15 protein-coding genes are annotated in these 16,069 nt (G+C 64.4%); 5 read left to right on the forward strand and 10 right to left on the reverse strand.

Annotated features, from left to right (window positions below):
- Positions 1 to 12: 12 nt before the first annotated feature.
- Genes mobB through M1E10_RS16590 form a run of 4 tightly spaced genes read right to left on the reverse strand, consistent with a single transcriptional unit; the run spans position 13 to position 3,317 of the window.
- Complete coding sequence (gene mobB / locus M1E10_RS16575) at positions 13 to 528, reverse strand: molybdopterin-guanine dinucleotide biosynthesis protein B (protein ID WP_499173916.1); 516 nt, start codon at positions 526 to 528, stop codon at positions 13 to 15.
- On the reverse strand, positions 525 to 1,148 hold the full coding sequence (gene mobA / locus M1E10_RS16580; protein ID WP_499173917.1) for a molybdenum cofactor guanylyltransferase: 624 nt from the start codon (positions 1,146 to 1,148) through the stop codon (positions 525 to 527). Before mobA ends, mobB begins: the two co-directional genes overlap by 4 nt.
- Positions 1,145 to 2,371 (reverse strand): multidrug effflux MFS transporter, encoded by a 1,227-nt coding sequence (locus M1E10_RS16585; RefSeq protein WP_499173918.1) that lies wholly within the window; start codon positions 2,369 to 2,371, stop codon positions 1,145 to 1,147. Before M1E10_RS16585 ends, mobA begins: the two co-directional genes overlap by 4 nt.
- Positions 2,372 to 2,405: 34 nt before the next feature.
- Entirely contained in the window at positions 2,406 to 3,317 is a 912-nt protein-coding gene (locus M1E10_RS16590; protein WP_499173919.1) for a DMT family transporter, read from the reverse strand.
- 262 nt (positions 3,318 to 3,579) lie between these two features.
- Between M1E10_RS16590 and M1E10_RS16595 the strand changes: the two genes are divergently transcribed.
- Positions 3,580 to 6,117 (forward strand): methyl-accepting chemotaxis protein, encoded by a 2,538-nt coding sequence (locus tag M1E10_RS16595; protein ID WP_499173920.1) that lies wholly within the window; start codon positions 3,580 to 3,582, stop codon positions 6,115 to 6,117.
- A gap of 43 nt (positions 6,118 to 6,160) precedes the next feature.
- Here M1E10_RS16595 and M1E10_RS16600 read toward each other — a convergent pair whose 3' ends face one another.
- Both M1E10_RS16600 and moaA read right to left on the reverse strand, forming a co-directional pair.
- Entirely contained in the window at positions 6,161 to 6,595 is a 435-nt protein-coding gene (locus tag M1E10_RS16600) for a hypothetical protein (RefSeq protein ID WP_499173921.1), read from the reverse strand.
- 16 nt (positions 6,596 to 6,611) lie between these two features.
- Positions 6,612 to 7,661, reverse strand: a complete 1,050-nt coding sequence (gene moaA / locus M1E10_RS16605; protein ID WP_499173922.1) for a GTP 3',8-cyclase MoaA — start codon at positions 7,659 to 7,661, stop codon at positions 6,612 to 6,614.
- A 122-nt stretch (positions 7,662 to 7,783) separates the two neighbouring features.
- On the opposite strand from moaA, the gene M1E10_RS16610 reads away from it, so the two are divergent.
- Positions 7,784 to 8,149, forward strand: coding sequence for a gamma-butyrobetaine hydroxylase family protein (locus tag M1E10_RS16610; RefSeq protein WP_499173923.1), 366 nt, complete (start codon positions 7,784 to 7,786; stop codon positions 8,147 to 8,149).
- 13 nt (positions 8,150 to 8,162) lie between these two features.
- Here M1E10_RS16610 and M1E10_RS16615 read toward each other — a convergent pair whose 3' ends face one another.
- Positions 8,163 to 8,627: a MarR family winged helix-turn-helix transcriptional regulator gene (locus tag M1E10_RS16615; protein WP_499173924.1), complete on the reverse strand. Its 465-nt coding sequence runs from the start codon at positions 8,625 to 8,627 to the stop codon at positions 8,163 to 8,165.
- Between the two features lie 47 nt (positions 8,628 to 8,674).
- On the opposite strand from M1E10_RS16615, the gene M1E10_RS16620 reads away from it, so the two are divergent.
- Positions 8,675 to 9,589, forward strand: coding sequence for an alpha/beta fold hydrolase (locus tag M1E10_RS16620; protein WP_499173925.1), 915 nt, complete (start codon positions 8,675 to 8,677; stop codon positions 9,587 to 9,589).
- Between the two features lie 70 nt (positions 9,590 to 9,659).
- Entirely contained in the window at positions 9,660 to 10,268 is a 609-nt protein-coding gene (locus tag M1E10_RS16625; RefSeq protein WP_499173926.1) for a pyridoxamine 5'-phosphate oxidase family protein, read from the forward strand.
- Positions 10,269 to 10,271: 3 nt separating this feature from the next.
- On the opposite strand, the gene M1E10_RS16630 is transcribed toward M1E10_RS16625, so the two are convergent.
- Positions 10,272 to 11,342, reverse strand: a complete 1,071-nt coding sequence (locus M1E10_RS16630; protein ID WP_499173927.1) for a GGDEF domain-containing protein — start codon at positions 11,340 to 11,342, stop codon at positions 10,272 to 10,274.
- Between the two features lie 271 nt (positions 11,343 to 11,613).
- Positions 11,614 to 13,005: a class II fumarate hydratase gene (fumC, locus tag M1E10_RS16635; protein ID WP_499173928.1), complete on the reverse strand. Its 1,392-nt coding sequence runs from the start codon at positions 13,003 to 13,005 to the stop codon at positions 11,614 to 11,616.
- 394 nt (positions 13,006 to 13,399) lie between these two features.
- Here fumC and M1E10_RS16640 point away from each other — a divergent pair, with 394 nt between their 5' ends.
- The gene (locus M1E10_RS16640; protein ID WP_499173929.1) at positions 13,400 to 15,268 is read left to right on the forward strand and encodes a L,D-transpeptidase family protein; all 1,869 of its coding nucleotides are present in this window, start codon (positions 13,400 to 13,402) and stop codon (positions 15,266 to 15,268) included.
- A gap of 66 nt (positions 15,269 to 15,334) precedes the next feature.
- Here M1E10_RS16640 and M1E10_RS16645 read toward each other — a convergent pair whose 3' ends face one another.
- The gene (locus tag M1E10_RS16645) at positions 15,335 to 16,039 is read right to left on the reverse strand and encodes an HAD family hydrolase (RefSeq protein ID WP_499173930.1); all 705 of its coding nucleotides are present in this window, start codon (positions 16,037 to 16,039) and stop codon (positions 15,335 to 15,337) included.
- Between the last annotated feature and the right edge of the window lie 30 nt (positions 16,040 to 16,069).

Consider the following 16,069-nt stretch of genomic DNA (forward strand, 5'->3'; position numbering starts at 1 on the left):
CGGCGGCTTTTTCTATTTCGGGGGAAGCGCTGTCGCCGCGGCGATGAAATCGGCGATGGCTACGGTGTCGTCGAGGTCGAAGATCGGCAGGGTGGCGTCCGCGACCGGATGATCCGCGGCAATCGCGACGATGTGCGGATCGGAGGGCGCCAGCGGCTCCCGGTTCTTCGCGTCCAGCCGGCGCGCCTCGATCTTCGGCACAGGCTCGCGCTTGTAGCCCTCGATCAAGACGAGGTCGCAAGGTGCCAGCCGGGCAAGAATGTCAGCGAAAGCCGGCTCCGGCTCACCCCGCAGTTCGTGCATGATCGCAAACCGCGTCCCGGAAACGAGCGCCACCTCGTGCGCACCCGCCTGACGATGGCGGTAGCTGTCGGCGCCCACCTTGTCGATGTCGAAGTCGTGGTGGGCGTGCTTGATCGTCGAGATGCGGTAGCCGCGACGAGTAAACTCCTCGACCAGGCGGACCGCCAGGCCCGTCTTGCCGGAATTCTTCCAGCCGGCGATGCCGAAGACCCTAGGGGCTGTCACGGCTGGACCTCCAGGAAGCGGCGCGCCTCTTCGAGGTCGGCCGGCGTGTTGACGTTCATGAACGGATCGAGCAGGCCGACCGGCGTCTCGACAAGCTCCCAGGGGACTGTGATCGTCGGGTGGCGTGCGAGGAAGGCCGACATCCGCCGGTTCTGCGGGTCACTGATCCACTCCTCCAGGTCGTCGGCAAGGGCCACCGGCCAGAGGCCGAAGACCGGATGCGTCCGGCCATCGGAGGCGGCTATTGTGATCCCGTTGGTGTCAGGCGCCGGTTCCCGCAGGCGCGCCACCAGATCCGTCGGGAAGAACGGGACGTCGGAGGGGACCGTCAGGAGATGGGTTTCTCCCGGTGCGCGTTCGGCAAGGTCGCGCAATCCGGCCAGCACGCCTGCCAAAGGACCGGGCTGTCCGGTCACCGTATCGGGTACGGCGCGAATGCCGTGAGCCGGCGAAAGACCGGGGTTGGCGTTCAATGAGATGTCTGAGACCTGCGGCGCAAGGCGCGCAAGGATGTGAGCCAGCAGCGTGCCTCCGCCGAAAGGCAGCAGAAGCTTGTCGGACCCCATGCGGCTCGACTTGCCGCCGGCGAGAATCAGGGCTGGCGGGCGAGGGGCAGTCATGGCCGGCCTCCGTCGTCGAGGGCGCCTTCACGGCGGTCGATCCAGCGGACGTATTCGGTGGAGAGGAGCGCGAAGATGACCGTCACCAGCATGACCACGAGAAGAGGCAGGGTGCCAGTCTGCGGCGTCAGCACCGAGCCTGCCAGGACCGAAAGTGCGGCACCGCCGCCCAGCGTGATGGCGCCGCCGAGGCCGGATGCTGAGCCGGCCAGATGCGGCCGGACGCTCACCATGCCGGCATTGGCGCTGGGCAGCGTCAGGCCGTTGCCGACGCCGATCAGCGACAGCGGACCGAAGAAGGCAAAGGGGTGGCCGGTGTCGAGCATCAGGAACAGAAGGGCGAGCGCGACCCCGATCAGGCTGACGAGATTGCCCGACAGCATCATCGGCCCGATCCCGACGCTGCGTGCGTATCGGCCCGACAGGAAGTTTCCGAGCATGTAGCCGGCCGCCATGGTGAAGAAATAGAGCCCGAGCGCGGATGGCGACAGCTGGAAGATGACGCTGCCGATGAAGGGCGCGCCGCCGAGAAAGCTGAAGAAGATGCCGGAGGAGAACATCGCGGTCAGCGTGTAGCCCCAGAAGCGGCGGGAGCGCAGAAGCTGCGGCCAGCTGCGGAACTGCGCGCCAAAGCTTGCCGACTGCGCGGTATTGGTTTCGCCAAGGTCGCGCCAGACCAGAAGCAGCACGAAGACCCCGGCGAGGAAGAGAACGAAGAAGCTCGCCTGCCAGCCGAACAGATCGTTGAGGACGCCGCCGAGCGTCGGCGCAATCATCGGCACGACGGACATGCCCATCGTGACATAGCCGATCATAGAGGCGGCCTCGTCCATCGGCACCATGTCGCGCACGACCGCGCGCGACAGCACGATGCCGGCGATCACCCCGGTCTGCAGGATCCGCCCGATCATGAAGACGGTGACGGTGGGGGCCAGAAGGCAGATGACGGTGCCGAGAAGAAGCAGCACGACGCCGCCGAGCATCACCGGCCGGCGGCCGAACAGGTCCGACAGCGGGCCGATGGCGATCTGGATGACGGCGGTTCCGGCCAGATAGCCGGAGACGGCGAGCTGCATGACGGCGTAGCTCGTGTCGAAATGGTCGGCCATCGTCGCCAGAGACGGCAGGAAGATGTTCATCGACATCGCCGCAAGGCCTGCCGCCAGCACCAGGGTGGCGATATGCGGCGGGGTGGCGCGATCCAGAAAGCGGGTCTGGTTCACGGGCGTCGCTCCTGTGTGGGTCGGTTCGCCATGGTCATCTCGCCACAGGTGGTACAGGGCCGGATTCCGCCGCGATCCGGCGCCGGCGCTGACCTTCCCGGTAGAAGCTGTAGAGGCCGGAGACGATGATGACCGCGGAGCCGAGGTAGACGAAAGCGTCCGGGCGCTCGCCAAAGAAGAGGACGCTGAGCACCAGCCCCCAGATCAGGCCGGTATAGCGGAAGGGGGCGACGAAGGAGATCTCGCCCGTCCGCATCGACATGATGACGGCCTGATAGCCGGCGAAGACGAGCAGCGCGGCAATCACCAGCGGCAGGAAATTGCCCAGGTTCATCGGCTGCCAGCCGCCCATCGGCACGATCAGCAGGGCGCCGACCACCGTGTTGGCCGCTGCAGTGAAGAGGGTGATCGTCAGCGACGGTACGTCGGCGACGATGCGCCGGGTGACGAGATCGCGGCCCGAGGTGAAGAAGACGGCGGCGAGAACCAGCAGCGAGGCGGAGGAGAAGCCGTCCGTCGTCGGCCTCAGGACGATCAGCACGCCGAGAAAACCGACGATGATCGCCGTCCAGCGGCGCCAGCCCACGGGTTCTCCAAGAAACAGCGCCGCCCCGAGCGTCACGGCGAGCGGCAGCGACTGCATGATCGACGAGATGTTGGCAAACTCGATGCGGCCCAGCGCACTGATGAAGGTCAGTGTTGCGCCGATCTCGAAGAAGGTTCTGAGCAGGATCAGAGGCTGCAGCACCACAGACAGCGGCCGGAGCGCGCCAAGGCGGCGGGCGACCAGATAGACGAGCACGGTCGTCATCACGCCCCGGACGGTGATGATCTGCGCGACGCTGAGCGAGGAGGTCACGGACTTCACGAGGGCGTCGTTGCAGGTGAAGGATGCCATGGCGAGCGACATGTAGATCGCGCCCCTGGAATTGTCGGAGGATGCCATGCGTGATTCCTTGCCGCTGCAGCAGCAGAAGTCACTAATGCATTGCGCGCCATGCGGCCAGACCAGTTGTGCCGCTGACGGTACGTCGACCGCGTTCTTGAGCCGGTGTCCGATCAATTCAAGGGAGCACGATCTGCTGCTGCCAGATTAACTGTTGCTAAAGTGAATTTCCCGATTGTGCAGCTGTCCTGCATGATGCGGGAGATTCATGCAGCCACCTTCAGATGTCATGGCAGGTCGGCGGGTTTCCAGCGGAGCATGCATGTCCTTCATCGATCGCCTTCTTCAGAGCCGCAGGATCGTCACCAAGGTCCTGCTTTTCGTCATTCCCCTGGTGCTCCTGATCGCCGGTGTCGGCCTGGCCGGCTACTATACCTCCAACATGCTGAACGGCCACATGACCGTGACCCGCGCGACGATTGAGAACATCGGCGATTTCGAGCGCCTGCAGACCGTCCTCCAGGACTTCAGCGAGCAGCCGGACGAGGCGACGCTCGCGGCTCTCAACGCCGGGATCGAGCGGCAGCAGAAGGGTGTCCAGGTGCTCGAGGGCCTGCTGGTGAACGAGGCGGACCGGCAGAGCATCGATGCGGTCGTGACGCTGGCGCCGGCGATGCGCCAGCACACACAGTCGCTCTGGGCGATCAAGCAGCAGCGGGACGCCAACCGCGGGGAAATTGCGGCGCAGCTCGCCGCCGTTCAGGAGACGACTGCTGGCATCGACCAGCGGCTCGGCAACCTGCGCAAGAAGTTTGACGGCCAGGAGCGGTTCGCCAAGAGTGCGCTGTTTGAATCCTTTGCTTACAAGTCGATTGCCGACACGCTGGACACCATGCGCAACGCGGTTCGCAATGCGGGCTCCGACGAGGGTACGGCCAAGGCTGCCGAGGTGCAGGCGCAGGCGGTGCTGGACGAGTTCGAGGCCATCAAGTCCGTCGCAGGCGACAAGGTTCTGGAGGCCATGGCGCCCATCCGCGAGGGTGCAGAGCGCCTGCTTGCCGTCGCGACCACCGGTCCGTCGGGCCCTGAAAAGGCGCAGGCCCTGCGTATCGGCGCCAGCGGCTTCACCCGTTTCCAGAGCGAGCTGCAGCAGAACGTGCTGACCAAATCCGGCGACGCGGCGGAGCGGTTTGCCAATCTCGAAGGCGAAGTGACGACGCTGAAGAACCTCCTGGCGGAGGTGGGGACATCGCTGACGGCGGGCGATGCCCTGCAACTGCACATGGAGCGCCTGCGCGGCGAACTGACGGACGAGGCCCGGCAGGTGGTGCTGGCCGATATTGCCGCGATGCGGACATCGGCTGCCCGGGTGTCCGAGCTGGGCAATAGCAATGCGGCAATGAGCGCCTTCGCGACCAGCCTCGAGACGCCGCTTGCCGCGCTGGACGCCGCTTCGGCGGCCATGCTCGCGATCGAGACCGAGTGGCGCGAGGCGCGTGCCGCCGCATCACAGACGCTCTCGGACGCCATGGCCGGCCTGAAGACCTTCGTGGCCGAAGCGCAGGAGGTTGGCAAGGAAGACAGCGAACGCTCCGCCAACCTGTCGATGATTGCCATGATCGTCGGTACGCTGCTGGCGATCGCCGGCGGACTGATGCTGGTCGAGACGCTGCGCGGGCCGCTTCGGCGGGTCACCGACGTAATGAGGCGGCTGGCTGACGGCGACCTGGAGGTCAGCATCGAAGGCCGCGAGCGCGGCGACGAGATCGGCGACATGGTGCGCTCGGTCACCGTCTTCCGCGATGCGGCGGTAGAGAACGTCCGGCTGGAGCAAGAGGCGGCGGCAGCCCGTCAACAGTCCGGCGCCGAATCGGCGCGGCGGGCCGAAGAGCGTGCGCGCATCGCCGCCGAGCAGCATGCGGCACTCGAGGCTCTCTCCGACGCCCTGACCCAACTGGCCGAGGGTGACCTGCAGCAAACCATGAACGAGAACCTGGCCCAGGATTTCGTGCCGATGGCAAAGACCTACAACAGCGCCGTGGAGGCGCTGCGGACGACGCTTGCCGACGTGCGAGCGACCACCGGCGAGATCAATGGCGGCACCGGCAACCTTGCCGCTTCCGCCGACGATCTGGCGCGGCGCACGGAACAGCAGGCGGCAGCGCTGGAGCAGAGCTCGCGCGCCCTTCGCCAGTTGAGCGAGATCGTCGGTTCGACAGCCGAAAGTGCCCGAAAGACGGCGACCTCCGTCAATGAGACCGAGGAATTTGCGGTGCGATCGGGTGAAGTCGTCTCGCGCGCCGTCGGTGCCATGGGCGAGATCAGCCGCTCATCCGAAAAGATCGCCACGATCATCGGTGTGATCGACGAAATCGCCTTCCAGACCAATCTGCTGGCGCTGAATGCGGGCGTCGAGGCGGCCCGCGCCGGCGAGGCAGGACGGGGCTTTGCGGTCGTCGCCCAGGAGGTCCGCGAATTGGCGCAGCGTTGCGCGGGTGCCGCCCGCGAGATCAAGGGCCTGATCTCCGCAAGCTCGACGCAGGTCAATGACGGCGTGCAACTGGTCGAGCAGACCGGTGAGGCGCTGAGCCAGATCATCACCCACGTCAGTGACGTGCGCAAACTGGTCGCGGCGATTTCGGCAGCCACGGCCGAGCAGTCGACGGGCATCAAGGAGGTGACGCATGCGGTGCACGAGGTCGAGCTGATCACGCAGCAGAATGCCGCGATGGTCGAGGAAAACAACGCCGAGATCCACGGACTGCGCCAGCGGGTCGAGACCCTGACCGACAAGATCGACCGGTTCAAGACGGGCGACGATGTCCAGTATCACGCACCAAGACGAGGACGGGCCGCTTAAGCCCATCGGACCTGACCGGTCTCTCTCAGGCCGTCGCGATGGTTTACTCGCGGCGGCCTTCGTCGTTCTGCCCGGTATCGGGTTCGACCTTGAAGACCGCGTCGCCGACGAAGACGATGACATAGCCGCCGGAGGATTCGGCCTCTGCGGCAAGACGGCGAAGCTGTGACGCATGGGGCTCCGTCCTCCAGGCATCCGGATAGGCGGGGTCGACCAGCACCGTCGTCTGCGGACCTTGCGCGTAGACCATCATATGGGTGGTCGACGGCGTCCATTCCGGACCGAATGCCTCCGACGTCATCCACAGGCAGAGAAAATCCCGGCAAAGTGCCGGACGGGCTGCGTAAATGGCGCAGCCCCGTTCGGGAATGCAATGGCTGCACCAGGCGTTGGCAGGCTTTGCGAAGGCATCGATTTCCGGCAGCCGGCAACACAGCGTGCAGGTGCCGCAGGCGCGGCCGGGCAGGGCGGATGACAAGGGTATCTTCTTCCGTTCAGCCGCCGGTAACGCTCATGTGGCGCGCGACGGCCGGGCGCTGGCGATCGCGGTCGATGATGAAATCATGCCCCTTCGGCTTGCGCGAGATCGCCTCGTCGATGGCAGCCGCCAGATAGGCGTCGTCGTCGGAGGCCCGCAAGGCCGTGCGCAGGTCTGCGGCATCGTTCTGGCCGAGACACATGTAGAGGGTGCCGGTGCAGGTGAGGCGTACACGGTTGCAGCTCTCGCAGAAGTTATGGGTCATGGGCGTGATGAAGCCCAGCCGGCCACCGGTCTCCGCAACCTCGACATAGCGCGCAGGACCCCCCGTTTTATAGGGGATATCGGTGAGGGTGAACTGCTGCTCGAGATCCGCCTTGAGCTTGGAGAGCGGCAGGTAGCGGTCGGTGCGGTCTTCCTCGATCTCGCCCATCGGCATGGTCTCGATCACCGTCATGTCCATGCCGCGGCCATGAGCGAAGCGCAGCATGTCGGCGATCTCGTGCTCGTTGAAGTCCTTCAGCGCCACCGCGTTGAGCTTGACCTTCAGGCCCGCCTTCTGGGCAGCGTCGATGCCTTCCATGACCTTGGAGAAATCGCCCCAGCGGGTAATCTCCTTGAATTTGACCGGGTCGAGTGTGTCGAGCGAGACGTTGATGCGGCGCACGCCGCTGTCGTAGAGTTCATCCGCATAGCGCGCGAGCTGCGACCCGTTGGTCGTCAGCGTCAGCTCGTCGAGATTGTCGGCCTCGATCTGGCGGCCGAGGGCTCGCACGAGATGCATGATGTTCTTGCGCACCAACGGTTCGCCGCCCGTCAGACGCAGCTTGCGCACCCCCTTGGCGATGAAGGCGGAACAGAGCCGTTCGAGCTCCTCGAGCGTCAGAAGGTCCTTCTTCGGAAGGAAGGTCATGTTTTCCGCCATGCAGTAGGTGCAGCGGAAATCGCAGCGATCGGTCACCGACACGCGCAGGTAGGTGACCGCCCGTTGAAACGGATCGATCATCGGTGTCTTCTGGGTCGTGAAAGGGCGTGCGTTGCCCAGTGGTCCTGCCAGAGTGTTCAAAGCGCATTCTCCTGAATGACGAAAGTGGGCGGGATCGGTCGCTTCGTCAAGGGTGGAAGCGGGTTGCGACGCAGCCGGCAAGCTTCTAATCGTGGGGCGCATCAATGAGGAGCGGAAGCGACATGACCGATTTATGGCCGACGGAGTTGCGGGTGTCCAAGGACCGGCGAGTGCTCAACGTCACCTTCAACGACGGGCGCGCCTTTCCGCTGCCGGCTGAGATGATGCGTGTCCTGTCGCCGTCCGCGGAGGTTCAGGGTCATGGGCCGGGTCAGAAGGTGACGGTGCCGGGCAAGCGGAACGTCGCGATCGGCAGCCTGACTCCGGCCGGAAACTACGCGGTGCGGATCGGCTTCGACGACGGTCACGATAGCGGCATCTTCACCTGGCGCTACCTTCGCGAGCTCGGCGAGGACGGCGATCGCCTCTTTGCCGACTATGAGAAGGAGCTGGCGGAAAAAGGTCTCAGCCGCGATCCCCGGCGTTGAGTCCATCCGACGTTTAGCTGTCGTCGTACTCGGCCTGAAGCGCAAGGATGATGCGCTCCATGGCCTCCGCCGTTCCCAGGCACTGCTCGAGCGAATTGACCGACAGCGAGCGCTCGATCACGGCGGTCTGGATCTGCATCGCCCGTTCCGCCAGCTGCCGTCCGTCGGCGGTGAGGTAGAGCCGCAGCACGCGCTTGTCGCGGCTGTCGCCACGCCGTTCGATCAGCCCGCGCCGCTCCATCTGCGGCAGCGTCATGCTGATGTTGGAGCGGCCGACGAGCAGTTTGCGCGCCAGCTCCTGCTGCGACAGGCCCTCGAAGCGATAGAGGTTGGCGAGAATGTCGAGATGCGGCGGCTTGATGTCGAGCGGCGCCAGCTCCCGCGTGAGGGTCGCCTGCATCAGCTGGCAGGCGCGGGCGACGCTGACCCAGCTCTTGAAACGGGGATGATCCCACGGGAGGGATTGATTTTTGTTCATTGCTGTACTTTATTGTTCAATATTGAACATTATCGGGATGTCCCACCATGCCATCATTTGCGTTGAAGGTCATCCGTCCCATTCTGGCGATGGGCGGAAAACTGGCGCCGGGCGCGACCAGCCGGCTGGCGTTCGCGCTCTTTTGCGCAACGCCCTCCAGACGCCCGGCGGGTGACAAGGCGCGAAAGGTGCACGCAGAGGGCCGAAAGCGACTGGCGCTCGCGCAAGCCACGCCCTTTCCCGTCGGCAAGTCGAACGTGATGGCCTACCGCTTCAACGGGAGGGGCGCGGAGCCGCGCCGCCGCATCCTCATCGTCCACGGCTGGGGATCGGCGGCGGCCTATATCTCGGCTCTCGCGCAGGGGCTTTCTGCTGACGGCGCGGAGGTGATCGTTCTCGATTTCCCCGGCCACGGGCAATCGAGCGGCCGGGGACTGCACATGCGGATGGCGGTCGACGCCATGGTGGAGGCGGAGCGTCGGTTCGGACCCTTCGATGGTGCCGTCGGCCATTCCTTCGGCGGCGCCAGCCTGATGCTGGCGGCCGGCGGGGTGATGCGGGAGGCAGGCCGGATTTCGCCCCGGCGCCTGGTGGTGATCGGGGCGCCGACCCGCATCGAATGGCTCTTCGACGGGTTCGCGCGGCAGCTCCGACTGAATGCAGCCGTCAAGCACGGACTGATACGGCATGCCGAGGAGGTTGCCGGCGCCAGGATCGCGGACTTCGACACGGTCAAGGTGGCAGACCGACTCGGCACGCCGCTCCTCGTGGTGCATGCCGAAGACGACAAGGAGGTCGATGCCGACCATGCCCGTCGCTATGCCTCTGTGCCGTCGGCCCGGATCCACTGGGCCAACGGCCTCGGTCATCGCCGCATCATCAGCGCCCCGGAGGTCATCGAAACGATCCGCGGCTTTCTGACGGATGAGCCGGTGGAAGGGAGCCGCAGCTCGGCGGCGTGAGGCGTTGTCCTGCACCTCTTGTCATTCTAGTGTCGCACGGCGCGAGCAAAGAGACCGCGACGAGGGCATCATGACAATCATCCGGACCATCGAAGAACTGCAGCAGATCTACGCGGATGCGTCGGAAGCATCCATGGCCAAGGTCACCAGGACGCTGACGCCGGAATACCGGCGCATGATCGAGGCCTCGCCCTTTATGGCGCTGGCGACGGTGGGCCCGGAGGGGCTCGACTGCTCGCCGCGCGGCGACGCCGGCAGCTGCGTCCGCATCCAGGACAATGCGACGCTGCTGTTGCCGGACTGGCGGGGCAACAACCGGATCGATTCGCTTCTCAATATCGTCCGCGACCCCCGTGTGGCCCTGATGTTTCTCATTCCCGGCTCGACAACCGCCATGCGCGTCAACGGCCGCGCCGTCATCTCCGTGGAGCCAAGCCTGCTGGAAAGCTTCGAGGTGGACGCTCGCCATCCGCGCAGCGTTACGGTGATCACCATCGGAGAGGTCTATTTCCAGTGCGCCCGCGCCATCATGCGTGCGGGGCTGTGGGACCCGGAGCGCTTCGTGGAAGCCTCGAGCCTGCCCACACCCGGACAGCTTCTGAAGGCGGCAAAGGCCGACTTCGATCAGGAGAGCTACGACCGGGAATGGCCGGCGCGCGCCGCCGCGACCATGTGGTAGGGCTCAGCCCCGGTAGATCAGCCAGTTCTTGCCGGCATAGTCGTTGCGCATCGCCTCATCGAAGAAGACGCTCCGGTTCCGGCCCGCGTGCTTGGCATGGTAGAGGGCAATGTCGGCGTTGGCGTAGAGCCCGCTGGCATCATCCGCCTGCGAGCCCATGGAATAGCCGAGCGAAATGGTGATCGGGCCATATTGAACGCCCGAGCGCGAGTTGCGGAAGCTACGGGTTTCGAGCGCGCAGCGAATGCGTTCGCAGATCACCATGACCTCGTCGGCGGTGTTGCCCTCGACGATGATGGCGAATTCCTCTCCGCCGGTGCGTGCCACGAAGAGATCCTTGCGGACGTTGGCGCGGATGACGGAGGCGACGGTGGCAAGGATCTTGTCGCCCACCGGATGGCCGAAGCTGTCGTTGATCTTCTTGAAATTGTCGATGTCTGCAAGCACCAGCGCGGCGACCGGAAGATTGCCGGCGGCGTCGTAGAGCCCTGCAAGCTTCTCGTCGAAGGCGCGGCGGTTGGAAAGCCTGGTCAGGGAATCGGTATTGGCGATCCGCTTGTACTCGTCGAGTTCGCGGCGGACCTCGTCCATCTCCTGCGAATGCTCCGTCATCGTCTCCACCGTCCGCTCCCCATGGGCCATCTGGCCGCCGGTTGCGTCTGTGAGAAGGCTGATGGCGCTGCGAACGATGTCGGAGGAAATGCTGGCCTTGGAATTGATGCGGGCGGCGGTTTCTCCCAGCAGCTTCGTGTAGCTTTCCATGGCACGCTGCTCCTGGCGAAGCAGGGTCAGCAAGCCCTCAAGTTCACCGATCAGCTTGCCATGCACCCGTTCGATGACCTCGACATGGTGCGTCCCGAGGAATTCCGAAGCCAAGGCATCCAGATCCTCCTGGCTGGCATAATTGCCCATAGCGGCCAGCCGTTGGGTCAACGCCCCGTTGGCACCGATGTAGGCCTCGTAGAACAGCTGGTAGTTCCGGGGGATTGGGGAGACACCCATCGTCCTCAGGGCATAGACGATCTGACTGACGACATCTGTCGCATGCGCCTTCGGCGCGCTAGCCGCGGTCATCGAGCCCTCCATAGATTCACATGATCTGCTTTAGTGCAAAATTATATGAGAAATATTGGAAAAGAATTAAGGGCGGGAACTGCGCCCGAAGCACGAAATACTCGATCCGTTGAGCGTTCCACTTCACATTTTTTGAGAATGTGCAGCATAATCAGATAGATGATGACGGACGCTCGTAGCGCATCCAGAGATCGAGGCAGGGACGGCGGCAACCACAGGATGAAAAATTCCCTCTGCCGACCGTCCCGACCGTGCAACCTTGAAGATCGGGTTAACGGGGTCCGATCATGTTTTCGGGCCGGACATAGTGATCGAACTCCTCGTTCGTCAGATAGCCGCCGCCGACTGCCTCTTCACGCAACGTCGTGCCGTTCTTGTGCGCCGTCTTGGCGATCTTGGCGCAGGTGTCGTAGCCGAGCTTACCGTTGAGGGCGGTCACCAGCATCAGCGAGTTCTCGACGCCCTTGCGGATGTTGTCCTCGCGCGCCTCGATCCCGGTGACGCAGTTGTCGGTGAAGGAGACGGCGGCATCGCCGAGCAACTGCACGGACTGCAGGAAATTGTAGGCCATCATCGGATTGTAGACGTTGAGCTCGAAGTGCCCCTGGCTGCCGGCGAAGGTGATGGCGGCATTGTTACCAAAGATATGGGCGCAGACCTGCGTCAGGGCTTCCGACTGGGTCGGATTGACCTTGCCCGGCATGATCGAAGAGCCAGGCTCGTTTTCCGGCAGCGACAATTCGCCGAGACCGGCGCGCGGGCCGGAGCCGAGGAAGCGGATGTCGTTGGCGATCTTGAAGAGGGCCGCTGCTGCGGCATTGATCGCGCCATGGGCAAAAACCATGGCGTCATGGGCAGCCAGCGCCTCGAACTTGTTGGGCGCTGTGACGAAGGGGAGGCCGGTGATCGTGGCGATCTCCTCGGCGACCTTCCTGTCGAAACCGACCGGCGCATTCAGGCCGGTGCCGACGGCGGTTCCGCCCTGGGCGAGCTCGTAGAGGCCGGGCAGGGTCAGTTCGATGCGCTTGATCGCCGAGGCGACCTGGGCGGCGTAGCCGGAGAATTCCTGGCCAAGCGTCAGGGGCGTGGCGTCCTGCGTATGAGTGCGGCCGATCTTGATGATGTGGGCGAACGCCTTCGCCTTGGCGTCGAGGGCCGCGTGCAGATGCGTCAGCGACGGCACGAGATGGCGGACGATCTCCTCGGCGCAGGCAATATGCATCGCCGTCGGATAGGTGTCGTTCGACGACTGGCTCATGTTGACGTGGTCGTTCGGATGCACCGGCTTCTTGGAGCCCATGGTGCCGCCGAGCACTTCGATGGCGCGGTTCGAGATCACCTCGTTGGCGTTCATGTTCGACTGCGTGCCCGAGCCCGTCTGCCAGACCACCAGCGGGAAATGCTCGTTGAGCTTGCCGTCGATGACTTCCTGGGCGGCGTCCACGATCGCCTGGCCGAGGTCCTTGTCGAGGCCGGCCAGATCCATGTTGGCGCGGGCGGCAGCCTGCTTGACGATCCCGAGTGCCCGGATCACTGCAACCGGCTGCTTCTCCCAGCCGATCTTGAAGTTGCCGAGCGAGCGCTGGGCCTGGGCTCCCCAATAACGGTCGCTTGCGACCTCGATCGGGCCAAAGGTGTCGGATTCGGAGCGGGTCGATGCCATGTCTTTGCCTCTGTTGCGCGCAATAGTCGTGCCGGAGTTATTCAACAAATCGCCGACGCGCAAGGCCGACGACGGCTTTCTATACCATCGTCGGGTGGTGGCAAATACGGATTTGTGGGCCCCTCGGCAGGGGGGATCAGAGGCGACGTGGCTTTTATGGCACGCGCACCGATTTCCCGGGCCTGTCCAGTGACTGATACGGCCGCAATTGCAGATGATGAACAAAAAATTAACGAATGGTTTCTTAACCTTGTGAGCGCGGATCGGGCTTGGCGTGACGCGGCGGTTGCCGTCGCGTTCGAAGGGCCTCTTCCTTTTCATCCACCACGCGATCCGCTACAGCGTGAGCCAGTCCGGTGAATGGCCAAATCAATCGACGGGGATAATATTCAACATGACATTCAAACGAACTTCGATTGCACTGGCTCTCGTTTCCGCCGTTTCCACGCTCGCAGCCGGTACGGCGCCGGCGCATGCCATCACCCTGATGGATATCATTCGCGGCGGCCCCGGCCGGGAGCCGGCGCGCAACGACTTGCCGGGCGTGCGGACCTACCGTCAGGCTGCTGAGCCGCGCGACGTAGATCCCCAGCCTCTGCCCCAGGTGGCCGGTCCGAAGTACAACGTCTACAAGCCGGATGCGGCGCGGGCTGTCAAGACTGCGGGATTTGCTTCCGCCAGCGCCACCGGCCCTGAGCGTTTCCTCGCCGACGCGACGGTTTCGGCCCCTGCCGATATCGCGACGGCGCTCGAAGCCTTCTACGGCAAGAATACCGCGTCGATCTGGATTGCCGCCGGCGACGTCAGCGCCAAGGCGCGCGACGTGCTGGCACTCTTCAAGCGGGCCGGCGACTACGGTCTCGTTCCCGCCGACTACCAGGTTGACGCTCCGGAGCTGATGACGGCCAGTGTCCAGCCCGTCTCGGCGCAGGCGAGCGACGCCGTGGCCATGGGGGCGGACGCGCACGAACGGGCGCTGATGCAGTTCGAGCTGGCGCTTTCGGCCAAGGCGCTGACCTTTGCGCAGGACATGGTGCGCGGTCGCATCGATCCCAACCGGATTTCCGGCTACCACGATTTCAAGCGCAAGGACGTCAAGCTCTCCTTCGTCCTGCCGTTCGCGAAGTCCGACGACAATGCCGCGGCCTATCTCGAAGGCCTGGCGCCACAGGGCGCGCATTTCCTGGCGCTGAAGACGGAGCTTGCCGAGCTTCGCGCGGAGCAGGGAAAAGAGCAGCAGCACATCGCACTTCCCGAAAACCTGCTGCTGAAGCCCGGCAAGAGCAGCCCGGAGGTGGCAAACCTGGTGGCGGCGATCCGCAAGAACGGATCGGAAGCGTTGAGAGAGACCCATTCCGCGACCTTCGCCGCCTACCAGCAAGGCACTGACTACACGCCCGAGCTCGTCGAGCTGGTGATGGCATTCCAGGAGGAGGCCGGCTTGAAGTCGGATGGCGTGGTTGGCCCTGCCACCGTGCGAGCCATCGTTGGCGACAGCCTTGACTCCAAGATCGACAAGCTCGTCGTTGCCATGGAGCAGGCGCGCTGGCTACCGGCCGACCTTGGCGACCGCTATGTCTTCATCAACCAGCCCGCCTTCCGGGCTTCCTATCACGACAAGGGCGCCGAGCAGTTCTCGATGCGCGTCGTCGTCGGCTCCAAGGCCAACCAGACGTATTTCTTCCAGGACCAGATCGAGACGGTCGAGTTCAACCCATATTGGGGCGTGCCGCAGTCGATCATCATCAACGAGATGCTGCCGCATCTGCGCCAGGATCCATCCTATCTCGATCGGATGGGCTATCAGGTCGAGGTCAAGGGCCAGCCGGTTTCGTCGTCGAGCGTCAACTGGTACGGTTCGACCCAGGCGATTTCCGTCCGCCAGCCACCGTCCAGCGACAACGCGTTGGGCGAACTGAAGATCCTGTTCCCCAATGAACACGCCATCTACATGCACGACACGCCCTCGAAAAGCTTCTTCCAGCGCGACAATCGCGCCCTCAGCCATGGCTGCGTCCGCCTTGCCGAGCCGCGCAAGATGGCGGCGGCCGTGCTCGGCATCACCGAGCAGGAAGTTGGCGCGAGGATCGCCCAGGGCAAGAATTCCGGCGAGAAGGTTGCGGCGAAGATCCCGGTCTATGTGGCCTATTTCACCGCTTGGCCGAACAAGGACGGCGTGGTCGAATATTTCGGCGACGTCTACGACCGCGATTCGGCAACGCTGAAGGCGCTGGCAGCAACCAGCCAGGCGCGCGCCTCCTAAGCGCTGCGCACCAAAAACAGAAAAAGGCGGCTCGCGGGCCGCCTTTTTCATTCTATGGCCGCTCCATCACTGTGCCGGGACGGCGGCGGCAAACCGGTGGCGTTCGATCAGGCCCTCCACCAGGTCCACCGTCAGTTCCGAGAACCGGTCGATGACATGACCCGGGTCGAGGGTGGCGACCGGCACGTCGGAATAGCCGAAGGTGACCGCAATCGAGGGCACGCCGGCGTTGCGCGCCGCCAGGATGTCGTTGATGCTGTCGCCGATCATGACGCTGTTGGAAGGGTCGCCGCCGGCGCGTTCGATCGTGCCGAGAATGTGCCGGGCGTCCGGTTTCCTGACCGGGAAGGTGTCGCCACAGGTCATCACGCGGAAGCGATCGGCAAGGCCAAGCGCGTCCATCAGGGGCACCGCCAGCTCCTCCAGCTTGTTGGTGCAGACGGCAATCGCCATGCCGGCTCCCGTCAGGCGGTCGAGGGCCTCCACAACGCCGGGATAAGGCTTGCTCGCCCCCGGCATCTCGCGCTTGTAATAGGCCAGAAAGCGCGCCAGCAGCGGCTCGACATCGAGATCCTCGACCGACCTGCCGCGCAGCTCGAAGGCGCGGCGGATCATCACCCGCGCGCCTTGGCCGACAAGATGGGTCAGATCCTCATAGGTCACCGGCGCCAGATCGGCGGCGGCGATCGTATGGTTCAGACTGGCAACGAGGTCGGGCGCCGTATCGATCAGCGTGCCGTCCAGATCGAAGATCACCAGGGGAGCCGTCATGAATGCCTCGCGGTATGAATTGCAGATGGG

The organism is Rhizobium sp. PK7-22 (assembly GCF_056530405.1).